Here is a 12,228-nt window from a genome sequence, read left to right on the forward strand (position 1 = left end):
GTCCCTGGCTGGGCAGTACACCTAGCCCGCAGTGATCACGTGGGTGAAGTGGTCATACCGGAAGGTGACCGGGCCGCCGTCGTGCTCAAACACGATATTGGCGCCGGGGGAAGCTCCCCCTGCCCCGTAGCTGACGTCCCAGGTGCGGTTGAGGGCCGCCTTGAACTCGTAGCTTCCCGCGGGCAGGTCGGGCACGGCCAGCTTCCACACGAGGTCTGCCGGGTCCAGAGTGAGCTGTGCCTGGTCACAGGCAGGTTCCCAGTCCGAGGCGCAGCCCAGTTCGCTGTCCATGCTGCCAGCTGCGGCCACTGCCTTGGGCTGCTGCGACGCGTACACGGCGCTGAGGAGATGGGTGCTGTTGTCGTAGCGGAAGGTCACCGGGCCACCCGGGTGGTCCAGGACGATGTTCTGGCCGTTGGGCTGGCCGTCGGCACCGTAGTTCTCATCCCAGCCGCCGTTGAGCGCGGCCTTGTACTCGTACTGCCCGGCCGGCAGGTCCACGGTCAGCCGCCAGATCCGGTCGGCCGGGTCGAGCACCATCTGCGCCTTGCCGCAGGACGGATCCCACTGCGCGCTGCAGCCCATCGCCTGGTTGAGGGACCCGGCCACCGCTACGGAGTCAGGCTGCGGTGCCTCACCCACGGTGACCGTCCGGGTCCCGCTGGTGACGTTGAAACCGGGGCCGGCCATGGCTGCCCGGTACCGGACGGCGGTGCCGTCCGCCAGGGCTGACACGTCGTCGGTGGCCGAGTACACAGGCGAAGAGTCATCCGTGCCCACGCCGGTCCACGCTCCGCCGTCCACGCTGCGCTCGAACGACACCACATGGCTGGACTTCTCCGGATCTGCTGTGGCGCTGAGTTCCACCTTGCCCTTCACGCTGCTGCCTTCCACAGGTTTCTGGAGGGTCAGGACAGGCGCTGGGACACTCGCGGTCCGGGTTTGGCTGGTGGCAACATGCCCGCCGTTGTCCAGCACGGTGGCCCGGTATTCCAGCGGAGTCCTTGCGTCCAGGGAGGCAACATCGTGGAACACCTGGTACGGGGCGGTGTCATCCGTACCGATCGGCTTCCAGTCCCCGCCTGCTGTCCTTGCTTCGAAGGTGACCTCGTAGAACGAAGCACCGTCGACGTCGGCCGCCACGTTGATGCGCCCGTTGTCACCCGCAGCCGCCGCCGGCTGCTGGAGGGCGACGGCGGGGGCTTCCTTGGAGTGCGGGATCCGGCCTGACGATTCGTAGACGACGGCGGAGAGCGGCGGGACGGTTACGGTGAGTTTGGCGTCCTCGGAGGTCTTCACCTCGTCGGCGCCCTGGCCGTAGATGCGCGTGTAGCTGCGCTTGCCGATGTAGGTGGGGATGGCCGCGGTCTGGGCCCGCCCGCTGTTGTTCAGGGCCACCACGTACTCGCGCTGGTCCTTCGCATCGGTCCGGGAAAAGGCGTAGATGCCGGGGCCCTCCGCGGCGTAGCGGTGCTGGTGGGCGCCGTTCCGCAGCGCCGGATGCTCCTTGGTGAGGGCAGCCAGTTCGCGGATCTTTGCGTACAGCGGGTGCCCTTGATTGAAGTTGTCCGTGGCGTGGGTGGCGTCCGTGCCCAGCAGGTCGTCGTCCAGGTAGTCCGGAACCTTGCTGGCGAAGAGGGTCTGCCGTGCGTCCTGGTCGCCGCCGGGGCCGGTGAAGCCCTGTTCGTCGCCGTAGTAGACCACCGGGTTGCCGCGGGAGAAGTACATCAGCTCATGCGCGAGTTCGTCGCGGGCCACCTTCTCCGCATCACTGGCGGCGGGATTGTCCTGGGCGATGAAGCTGCCGATGCGGCCCATGTCGTGGTTGCCCAGGAAGGTGGGCAGTTCGTAGACGTTGGAATCGGAGTCGGTGTACCAGTCGTCGCCGGCGAAGAAGGCCTGCAGCGACTGTGCGTCCTGGCTCTTGGAGGCAAAGTTGCGGGCGGCGTCCTGGAAGGGGAAATCCAGGACCGCCTGCATGTTGTTGCGCGTGGTGAACTGCGAGGTGAAGCTCTTGGTGGTGTCGAAAACCTCGCCGAACATGAAGAACTCGTCCTTGCCGTGCTCCCTGGCGTACGCCAGGACGTTGGGGCCGAACTCCTGCCAGAACTCGTTGTTGACGTGCTTCATGGTGTCGATCCGGAAGCCGTCCACGCCGAAGTTGCCGATCCAGGACTTGTAGATGTCCTCCATGCCTTTCACCACGGTGGGGTGCTCGGTGAAGAGGTCATCAAGGCCGAAGAAATCCCCATACATCGAGTCCTCGCCAGTGAAGGTGGTATCGCCCCGGTTGTGGTACAGCGTGGGGTCGTTCAGCCAGGCGGGAACCTTGAGGTTCTCTTCGCCCGGTGCCGGGACTGGTTTATAGGGGAAGGACGTGTTGACGTCCAGTTGCGGGAACGTCCCGGTGCCGGCGTAGTCACGGTCGTCGAACGCCTGGCCTGATGCAGTCCTGTAGGGGACGGCATCCTTTGAGACATAGCCCTTGCGCGCTCCCTCCTGGTACCCGATGACGTCCGCGGTGTGGTTGGTGATGATGTCGAAGTAGACCTTCATGCCGCGGGCATGGGCCTCGTCGATGAGGGCCTTGAGTTCATCATTGGTGCCCAGGTGCGGGTCGATCTGGGTGAAGTCGGTAACCCAGTAACCGTGGTAACCGGCGGACTTGTCCGCCGGCTGGACCGCCTTGTTCTTGAAGCTTGGGGTCAGCCAGATGGAGGTGGTGCCCAGGCCCTGGATGTAGTCGATCTTCTCCCGCAGGCCGGCCAGGTCCCCGCCGTTGTAGAAGCCCTTCCTGGTGGGGTCGAAACCGGAGACCATCGGGTCTGAGCCGAGGCCGCCCCGGTCATTTGCGGTGCTGCCGTTGTCGAAGCGGTCTGCCATGACGAAGTAGAAGTTCTCGTCCGTCACAGGGCCGCGCAGTGAGTGCAGTGCCGCCGTGACTGCCGGATCCTTGGTGCCGGGACCCTTGGGGTCCGGCGCGGCGGCGGCAGGGAGGACGGCGGCGGAGACGGCCACGGCGGCTGCCACGAGGCCGGCCGCCGAACGGACCGCGGCGCGGCCTGGGATCAGGCGCCGGGGCGCAGGGTGTGTTCCTGCCGGCCTGGCCGGCAGTTGGGCGCGTAGGGGAGCGCCGGGAGGGGTGCGGAATAACAAGGGTGAGACCTTCCTGGGAAGCAGCGCTGCTGTACAGGCTTGACGTTGATGTCGGGATGCGGCAGGAGGGTTCGAAGGACAGCGCGTGGTCCTGTGAACCAAGTCACAACTGTAAGCGCTTGCACTGAATTACTCCAGTGTTTAGGGAAGGTACTGCGCTGTGGCAAGAACTGTTCAGGTGGCCGGTATCAGCGCGGTGGGTGAAGGCGTCCGGAGGTTGTGCAGCACCGGCCCGGGAAGGCCTGTGGCCGGGTCCAGGGCAAACGTGGCGATGTTGTCGGAGCGCTCATGCGCAACATGCAGCCAGTTTCCCCGGACCAGGTGGTGCCGGGGCCAGTTCCCGCCGCTGTTGAAGTCCTTGACGGGGATGAGTTCGGTGCCGTCGGCGGCCACCTCCAGGACACTGATGATGTTGGATCCGCGCACGCCCGCGTAGGCGAACCCATGGTGTGGGCCGAGGCAGATTTCCGCGGCCGAATCGCCGTCCTGGCTGCCGCCGGCGGTGGCCGGTCCGCGGAAGACCAATTCGTAGGTGCCTGCCTCGGGCCGGACCACAAAGACCTCCACTGAGTACTCGGACAGCACAAAGACGTTGCCGTTGGGATGTTCCACCATGTGCCGGGGGCCGCTGCCGTAAGGGAGGACCACCTCATGGTCGGCCACCAGCCCGGCGCCCGGTTCGTAGTTCCAAATGCGGAGGGTGTCATGGCCCAGGTCCGTCGTCATGATGCGGCCATCCTGCAGCATCAAGCTGGCATGGGCACGGCTTTGCCGGGGCTCGCCCGGTGCAAGGCCGGCGTGTGGGTCAACCGACGGTGCGGCCGGGAACCGCCCGGTCATGCCGCCGTCGGCGTCCAATTCGTACAAGAGGACCTGGCCGTCGCCCCAGCACGTGGCCGCCAGGAAGCGCGCGCCGGGATCGACGGCAACGTGGCAGGTGGCGTCACCAGCCTGCTGCGGTTCACCAAAGGGTTCCAGGCCAGACTCCCCTGTCCGGCGGTAGGCCTGCACTTTCCGGCGCTGTTCGGCCGCTGCATACACAACGGGCAGGGTTGGGTGGACGGCAAGGAACGACGGCGACTGGGCCTTGGTTGCCGTGCCCAGCCACTCGAGCCTGCCGTCCTGGTGTGCCCGGACGGCGCCGATACCTTCGGCGCGGCCGCCGCCATCGGGGGTGTAGGTGCCGATCCACAGAATGTCGTCGCCGGTGCCGGATGTCATGCTCCCATCCTGCCAATAAGGTCTGCGCATTCCTGCTCATCAGCCATTCCTGTTTCGCGCCGGGGGAAGCTAGCATGGGCTTTCCAGCAACGGCAGAAGGAGGTGGGTCCGATTACCGCTTCATCAATCCCGGATACCTCTTCCCGCTGCCGCCCGGAGAGCTTGGCTTAAGCAGCGTGAGGGTGCCCGGCAGCCCACTGAAAGGCGCTGTTATGCCCCCTGCTGAATCGTCACCTGCCCCGGATTCGCCGGCATCTGCGGCTCGCTCCACGGACCCCTCTCTGTCCACACGTCCGGCCGCGGCCAGGACGCCGGCGCCTGCGCCCTCCGTTCCGCCCATGCCCCGGGCTCCGGCCACACCCCAGGCTCCGCCCACGCCCCGGGCTCCGGCCACACCCCGGGCTCCGGCCACGTCTGCAGTTCTGCCCGAGCCGATGCCTTATTCCCGGATCGTCTCGCAATTGCGTTCTGCCGGCTGTGTCTTCGCCGAGGAGGAAGCCAGGCTCCTGCTGGCTGAAGCTCCTGGGCCTGCGCAACTCGCGGAAAATGTCCGGCGCCGGATCGGCGGCGTCCCGCTCGAATACATCCTGGGCTGGGCGGAATTCGCAGGCCGGAGGATCGTGGTTGAGGCAGGAGTGTTCGTGCCGCGGCGGCGGACCGGACTGCTGGTCCATGAAGCCGTGGCCCTGCTGACAGCGGAAGCCGGCCCCTCAGCCCCGATTGTTGTGGACCTTTGCTGTGGATCCGGGGCAGTGGGAGCCGCAATCCTGTGCAGGTTGCCGCGAGCAGAACTGCACGCCGCCGACATTGACCCCGCCGCCGTTGCCTGCGCGCGACGGAATGTTGAGCCGCTGGGAGGACAAGTACACGAGGGCGACCTGTTCAAGGCCCTCCCGCCAGGACTGCGCGGACGAGTCCAGTTAGTGGCCGTCAACGCTCCCTACGTGCCGACTGAGGCCATCCGGACCATGCCACCGGAGGCGCGCCTGTACGAGCCTGCTCTCTCGCTGGACGGCGGCCCGGACGGCCTGGACTTCCATCGGCGGCTTGCTGCCGAGGCTACCGAATGGCTCGCACCTGGAGGGCGTCTGCTCATCGAAACGAGCGAGCGCCAGGCTGCCGGGACCGCCGCAATCCTGGTGGCAGAAGGGTTTGGTGTAAGGACGGTCCGATCAGAGGAACTTGACGGAACCGCGGTTGTCGGAACGGTCGCTGGGCCTGCCGCAACTTGCCTGTAGAGGCAACGTGCGCTCCAGATTCGGCCCAGGGGTTCCCCTGGTCAACTGCACGGGGTCAATTGCACGTGGTCAACTGCACGGAATGGTGTGGACGGCAGGCCAGACGGGGTCAACACCTCCGACAAGGCTCAGCACACCCGTGTCGCCGTCCCACCGCAGCGTATAGGAGCCGTCGGCTACTGGTTCATAGCCGTCATCCGTGGTCCAGGAGCTTGCCCGGGTTCCGATTCCGCCGAAGCCGACTCCGTACACTGTGCCGCCGCCGGCGAAGAGGAACGAATGCTCCCGCACCACCGCGCGGCAACCGTTCCCGCCAGGAGGCTCCAAGAGCCGGTAGCTGGCGCTCAGGTCGACAAACGCAGCGCCCATGCAGACGAGGACCACGCCACAGCTGAGGATGCTGCGCAGCAGACGAACACGCGCCGCAATCGGAGGCGCAGCGGTGCGGCGGGCTGCTCGCCAAGACACCACGCGGAGCACCACCGAAACGGCCAGCATGATGCCACGGACAGCCCAGAACGCCAACACGGTCCCGCCGATAACTAAAAGCAGCCCGCAAAGATGCGCAACGGCAGCCATGGCGGCAAGCGCCAGGCATGCGACCTCCAGCCGGCGCAGTACGGGCGCGTATAAGGCGTCCTTAAGTATTCCCCCTGTCCCCATGGGCTGTGAGTCTAGCCGTGCCGATTGCCCTCCGGCGCCACTGGGCCGGAACGTCGCTCGCGCCAGAGCTGGGCCCATTCCCGCCGAGAGTTGGACGAGGCGGTATCTGGCGGGACCTGGTTGCCACCGCTCAAGCCCGGTCTACACGGCCCCGTCCGAGCAAGCCGGCAAGGGCCGACGGGCAGTGAGGGCCGCCGGGCACTTTCCGAACGAAACGGCTGCCCTGAAATGCCCTACCTGGTCACCAGAACCCTTGATCCCACCGGCGGCGGAAGTGGCACTCCGGGTAATGAGGTGGAAGCCTGCGCTAAACGCGTTCGCGATTATCTTCGCGGGCCGGTTCGAAAAAGCCACTCAATAATGAAAACCGGCCGGACTCCACACACCGTCTATCGGACAGTCCCAGCTTGTAAGCCTGGCCGTTCTCACTCCCGCTTGGTGGGCGGTGGCGGAGGTTTGAAGTAGTGGTTTTGTCGGGGTTTTCGTGCGGGATCGATGTGGGGCGGGGGAATGAAAGTTGGCGTGCCGTGCGTGTTGCTGATGCTCCACTGTTCTTTGTGGATGAGGTGATGGTGGTGGCTGCAGAGCAGGACGCCGTTGTTGGTACTGGTTGGTCCGCCTTGTGACCAGTAGGTGATGTGGTGGGCCTCGCACCAGGGTGCAGGAATAGTGCAGTTAGGGAACGCGCAGCCTTGGTCGCGCGCCGTGATGGCGAGGCGCTGGGCCGGGCTGAAGAGGCGGGCTTTTCGGCCGAGGTCGAGGATTTCGCCATGGGTGCCCAGGAGGGCGGGGATGATGTCTGCGTCGCATGCGATTTTGCGCAGGGTAGCGGCCGCGACCGGTCCGGTGAACACAAAGGATCCCGTCCCTGTCCCTGTCCGGGGCCCTGTCCCTGCGGCTGTCCCGGCAAGTGCCAGCCTGTCGACCTCTTGGCCTGTGTGCGGCCACGGACGGGACATGGTCCGCGATATCCCGCCCGCATCGGCACCGGCATCGGCACCGGCGCTGGTGGCTGCTGTGCTGCGAGCATCGGGAAAGAGGTCCTGGTAGTCGATGGTGGCGATGATTTGGGGCCGGTTGCCGCCGGTCGTCGGCAGGGTATTGGTGGCCAAGGCGGCTTTCACTGCGGTGACGATGCCGTCGAGTTGCTTCTGGGGGCGGGTGCGCCTGTCCAGGTCCATCCCGTCGGATTGTGGTGCTGGCCCGGGACTTGTTCCTGGATCTGCTTCCAGGTGCGTGCCAGTCTTCGCATCGCCCGGGCCTGGGTTACCGGGGACCGACGTGCGGGGGTTGGTGGCCGTGTTCATGACGGTCAACAGGTGTTCGTATTGATCGGTGGTGGCAAAGATCTCAAGGTGGTGCAGGCCGTGGCGGGGTTTGCGGATGAAGGCGCCCTGGGTGTGGCGGAGGGCTTCTTCGATGGGTTCGGTGCCGTCGGCATCGATGGTGTCCGCCCAGCGCTGCGCCAGGCGGGCGAGGAAATCGGGGTCGCTGGTGGCGGCCTCGGCAGTGAGATGCTGTTCGACCCGGTCCAGGACCTCCGGAGAGGCGTGGTGCTGGAGCCGGTCCAGGGTGGCGGTGATGATCGTCGCGGAGTGTGAGGACACAGCCGGGGCTTCCGCCCTTAGGCTTGCCGGGCCGCCGTCATGTGGACCCAGCTCCGTCGCGGGGGCAAGTGCGGCGGCGAGGTGTTCGCGGACGGGTGGTGTTGGTTCACCAGTGAGGGCAGCGCCGGCCAGGGTGTGGTGCGCGAGGGTGAGGCGGCGGCGGGCTTCCCGGATGGGGATCCGAAGGCAGACCCGAAGGAACTCGGCGGTGTTCCTGCAACCGTCGTCGGCGGGCGAGGTCAGGGCCGGGCGGCTCGAACCGCTGGGCCAGCTGATGTCCGTTTCGTTGACGGCGTGGGTGCCGTTCAAGGTTTCCACGCCCTTGGTGTCCCAGCCGCTCATGCCGTGACGCCTGCGTCCGGCTGTGGCGGCCTCGGCGATAGCCTGCCCGCGGGTCCGGTCCACGGTGCCGGCCGCGGCAATCTGCAAGCACTCCACGCTCCGTGCGAGCTCTTCCACATGGGCAGCGTATTGGGCTGCCCCAACGTAGCTGGCCCCTGCCAGAAAGCTGGGAGCGGCGAGGGCGGCCGCCGCGAGCTGCGCACGCAGGCCATCCAGCTGAGCAGCGGCCGCGCTGTCTTGTACCGCGCTGTCTCTCGCCGCACTGTCTTTCGCCGCGCCGCCGGGGACGGCCTGAAGGCGGGGGAGCCGCGGCGGCCGGGCGCCGACGTCGTACGCCTCCTCGAGCTGTTCCCCAATAGCCTCCATAGCCCAACTCTGCCGGCCACCACTGACATTGAGGACCCACGAAAGCCCGTATGTGGAAAACCCGCACCCGCGCGGTGCTGCGTCCCTCAAGTGCTGCAGCTGCCCCTTAAATACTGCTGGCCGCCGCGTCCCCCAAGGATCGCGGCGGCCAGCAAGGTATCAAGTTGTAACACACGGCCCGCACCAGCCTGTTGTCACAGACAGGGCAGGCGTCATATTCAGCACTGCGGCGGTAATCAGGTCTTGCTGGTCCCGTCTGCGGTACCCAGGTTGGTGGTTTCCGGGTGGGTGCTGTGCGCGGGGATGTGGTCCTCGCCCAGCTCGCCCGTCCCGGCTGCTCCGCCTGTCCCGGCCCCAGCGCCGGTGGGACCGGAGGTGTTCCCCGTGCCGGTCGAGCCGTCGCGGTGAATTGCGGAGCCGATGACAGTGCCTGCCCTGCGCGCCGCCTCGCCCAGCTGGTCCGCAACCTCGGGCGCCTTTTCCTTGATGGTCCCCGTGGCCACAGCCACCTTGTCCTGGACGGGCTTGCTGTCCCAAATGCTGGCGGCGCGGGCCTTCAGCTTGTCATATGCGGCACGGCCGGACCGTGAGCCCAGGACGTAGCCAGCGGCGATGCCAACACCCAAAAGAAGCTTGTTTTTCATCATGAACTCCTGCTCCGTGAGAAGGTTGTCAGTTTTGGCCGGGACGCTTGGCGCCTAGCCGGAGAAATGAAAACCGGCCTGGGGGATGTGTGCCCCCCAAGCCGGTTTCCTGGCACTGCCCGGGCAGTTATCCGCGGACGCTGCGCTTGGTGACCATGCCATAGATGGCGAGCACGATCAGCGAGCCGACGATCGCCAGCAGCCAGGTCTGGATCGAGAAGAACTCCTGCAGTCCGCTGCCGAAGATCATTCCACCCAGCCAGCCGCCGAGGATGGCACCAACAACGCCCAGGATCAGGGTGATGAACCAGCCGCCACCCTGCCTGCCCGGGAGGATCGCCTTAGCGATCGCACCGGCAATAAGTCCGAGAATCAGAAATGCAATAAATCCCATTTTTTTGCTCTCTTCCTAGGTAAAGGAGGCCCCCATGTTCCGGAGGCACTTCGTCCTTCTGGCTCAATAGTAATCATGCTTACTATCTATTTGCCAACCCCGCGTCAGGAAAAAAGCCCAGTTCAAGCATGCCTCAGTGGCCCGTATGGTCCGAATCATTGCCCGCCCCGGGGCCTTCGTCGAGGACCGCAAGTTCCGCGAGATCCTGCCGATCCAGGGCGAAATCGAACACGTCCAGGTTCTCCCTCATGCGCTCGGGAGAAGCACTCTTGGGAATCGTTACCAATCCGTTTTGTATATGCCACCGCAGGACCAGTTGTCCCGGTGTTTTGCCGTGTTTTTCCGCCAGCTGGGAAAGAATTGGAGCGCTGAGCAGGCCCGCGCCGGAGCCACCCAGGGGGCTGTAGGACTCCGTGACAATTCCATGCTTCGCGTGGAATTCGCGTTCCGCCTCCCGGGTGATCGCCGGGCTTAGCTGGATCTGGTTAACCGCAGGCACCACGTCCGTCTCTGCCATCAGCCGCTCCAGGTGGGCGGGCTTGAAGTTGGACACCCCAATCGACCGGGCTTTCCCCTCCGCCTGGAGCCGCTCGAACGTCTGCCACGTGGAGATGTACTGGTCCCGGCCAGGAAGCGGCCAGTGGATCAGCAGCAGGTCCACGTAGTCCAGCCCCAAGCGCTCCAGGGACCCCTCCAGGCCGGCAACGGCACGGTCGTGGCCCTGGAATTCACCATCCAGCTTGGTGGTGACGAAGAGTTCGCTGCGGTCCAGGCCGCTGGCCCGGATGCCGTTGCCCACGCCGCGCTCGTTGCCGTACTTCACGGCGGTATCGATGTGCCGGTACCCGGCTTCCAGGGCTTGTACGACGGCGGTCGCCACCTGGTCGTCGTCCAGCGGCCAGGTGCCAAGGCCCAGTTGGGGGATGCTGTGGCCGTCATTGAGTTCGATGAGCGGTGCAAGTGTCATGCGAACAGTCTTGCGGGCCGGTGCACCCGGGTCCACCCCTAGCTGCCGCTGGAATCCTCAGCCAGTTTCCGTTTGAGGATTTTTCCGCTCGGGCCCAGCGGGAGTTCGGAGACAAGCCTGACCACCCGCGGGTACTTGTATGCCGCGAGCTGGGCGCTCGCAAAGTCAATCAGGCCCGCTTCGGAGACGGTGGCCCCGGCATCCAGCACAATGGCCGCCGCGATCTCCTGGCCGTGCACGTCATGCGGTATCCCGTAGACGGCGGCGCTGACCACCTGCGGGTGGGTGAGCAGGACCTCCTCCACCTCCCGGGGATACACGTTGAATCCATTCCGGATGATCATGTCCTTCTTGCGGTCGACGATGGTGAGGTAGCCGTCGTCGTCCTTTGTCCCAAGGTCCCCGCTGCGGAACCAGCCGTCCACCACCGCCTCGGCCGTAGCCTCTGGCCGGTTGAGGTAGCCCTTCATCAGCAGGTGTCCGCGGATGACGAGTTCGCCAAGCTCCCCGTTGGGCAGCAGTTCGATGCGCTCCACCACCTCGGGCCGGGCAATTTCGATATCTACGCCCCAGATCGGTACGCCGATGGTTCCAGGCCGGGGTGGCGTGCCGACATGGTTGAAGGCTGCAACGGGCGAGGTTTCGGTCAGCCCGTAGCCCTCGTGGATCTCCACGCCGAAAACGTCCCGGAACTTGTCCATCACAGCCAGCGGAAGGGACGCTCCGCCGGAGATGCCGTACCGCAGGGCGGCAGGCCGGTCGGGCAACGTCTTGGCTGCCTCCAGCAGTGCCACGTACATGGTGGGAACCCCCAGGAAGACGTTGACATCGTGCCGGGCCAGCAGCTTCAGGGCATCCTCCCCGTTGAAGCGCGGCATCAGCACGATGGTGGCGCCAGCCCGCAGCCCGGTGTTGAGAACCACTGTCTGGCCGAAGGTGTGGAAGAGCGGCAGGCCGCCGAACAGGACGTCACCGGGCCGGAAGTCCATCACGCTGGTCAGCAGCACCGATGTCTGTTCCACGAGGGCGAAATGTGTGCCCAGCGCGCCTTTCGGTTTACCCGTCGTGCCCGAGGTGTAGAGGATCGTTGCGGTGTCCGAGGGGCGGCACGGCTCGTATGTGCGGATCGGCTCGGCGCCGGCAGCTTCCGCCTCGAGCCGGGGGAACCCGCTGTCGTCCGGAGCCATCACTGTCAGCACGCCGACTCCGCTGGCTTCCGCGCCTGCGGCTCCTTCCGGGAGCAGCGGAGCGGCGCATACCAGCAGCCGGGCGCCGCTGTCCTGGAGGACGTACTCGATTTCACGGGCCTTGAGCAGGGCGTGTACCGGAACCACGATGGCACCGAGGGACAGGATGGCGTAGTAGACCCGGGCGAAGTCCGGAACGTTGGGAATCAGGACGGCGACGGCGTCGCCCGGGCCGATGTCACGCGCACGCAGCGCTCCCGCGTAGGCGCGGGTCTGGCGCCACAGGTCCCCGTAGCTGACCTCGTCCCCGCCGACCACGAGGGCGATGCTGTCCGGCGTCCTGCGGGCGGATTCAGCCAGGATGGCGGCCACGGAAATCGTTGCGAATCCCTCGGCGGAGTTGTTGTTGGTCATGGCCTGCTTCTTCGGTGGGAGGTGTTTTT

General features: G+C 66.0%; 9 protein-coding genes and 1 pseudogene. 2 read left to right on the plus strand and 8 right to left on the minus strand.

Features of this window, described 5'->3' with window-relative positions:
- Window positions 1-21 precede the first annotated feature (21 nt).
- Window positions 22-3,030, minus strand: a complete 3,009-nt coding sequence (locus K4G53_RS08490; RefSeq protein ID WP_374226158.1) for an alpha-amylase family glycosyl hydrolase — start codon at window positions 3,028-3,030, stop codon at window positions 22-24.
- 300 nt (window positions 3,031-3,330) lie between these two features.
- A complete protein-coding gene (locus K4G53_RS08495; RefSeq protein WP_221385274.1) occupies window positions 3,331-4,377 on the minus strand; it encodes a beta-propeller fold lactonase family protein in 1,047 nt (348 codons plus the stop codon).
- Window positions 4,378-4,811: 434 nt separating this feature from the next.
- On the opposite strand from K4G53_RS08495, the gene K4G53_RS08500 reads away from it, so the two are divergent.
- Complete coding sequence (locus tag K4G53_RS08500; protein WP_221385275.1) at window positions 4,812-5,615, plus strand: putative protein N(5)-glutamine methyltransferase; 804 nt, start codon at window positions 4,812-4,814, stop codon at window positions 5,613-5,615.
- Between the two features lie 69 nt (window positions 5,616-5,684).
- On the opposite strand, the gene K4G53_RS08505 is transcribed toward K4G53_RS08500, so the two are convergent.
- Window positions 5,685-6,278 (minus strand): hypothetical protein, encoded by a 594-nt coding sequence (locus tag K4G53_RS08505; RefSeq protein ID WP_221385276.1) that lies wholly within the window; start codon window positions 6,276-6,278, stop codon window positions 5,685-5,687.
- 175 nt (window positions 6,279-6,453) lie between these two features.
- On the opposite strand from K4G53_RS08505, the pseudogene K4G53_RS21290 reads away from it, so the two are divergent.
- Window positions 6,454-6,639 (plus strand): annotated as a pseudogene (locus K4G53_RS21290) (IS256 family transposase); the annotation flags it as partial.
- 64 nt (window positions 6,640-6,703) lie between these two features.
- Here the strand turns inward: K4G53_RS21290 and K4G53_RS08510 are convergent.
- From K4G53_RS08510 to K4G53_RS08530, 5 genes are all read right to left on the minus strand, one after another.
- On the minus strand, window positions 6,704-8,593 hold the full coding sequence (locus tag K4G53_RS08510) for an HNH endonuclease signature motif containing protein (protein ID WP_221385277.1): 1,890 nt from the start codon (window positions 8,591-8,593) through the stop codon (window positions 6,704-6,706).
- Window positions 8,594-8,829: 236 nt separating this feature from the next.
- The gene (locus tag K4G53_RS08515; RefSeq protein WP_221385278.1) at window positions 8,830-9,237 is read right to left on the minus strand and encodes a YtxH domain-containing protein; all 408 of its coding nucleotides are present in this window, start codon (window positions 9,235-9,237) and stop codon (window positions 8,830-8,832) included.
- A 127-nt stretch (window positions 9,238-9,364) separates the two neighbouring features.
- The gene (locus K4G53_RS08520; protein ID WP_221385279.1) at window positions 9,365-9,631 is read right to left on the minus strand and encodes a GlsB/YeaQ/YmgE family stress response membrane protein; all 267 of its coding nucleotides are present in this window, start codon (window positions 9,629-9,631) and stop codon (window positions 9,365-9,367) included.
- A 133-nt stretch (window positions 9,632-9,764) separates the two neighbouring features.
- Window positions 9,765-10,598 carry an aldo/keto reductase gene (locus K4G53_RS08525; RefSeq protein WP_221385280.1) on the minus strand — a complete coding sequence of 278 codons (834 nt, stop codon included), beginning with the start codon at window positions 10,596-10,598 and terminating at the stop codon, window positions 9,765-9,767.
- 38 nt (window positions 10,599-10,636) lie between these two features.
- A complete protein-coding gene (locus K4G53_RS08530) occupies window positions 10,637-12,199 on the minus strand; it encodes a long-chain fatty acid--CoA ligase (RefSeq protein ID WP_221385281.1) in 1,563 nt (520 codons plus the stop codon).
- Window positions 12,200-12,228: the final 29 nt, after the last annotated feature.

Origin of the sequence: Arthrobacter sp. MAHUQ-56 (assembly GCF_019710585.1) — a bacterium.
Lineage (GTDB): Bacteria > Actinomycetota > Actinomycetes > Actinomycetales > Micrococcaceae > Arthrobacter.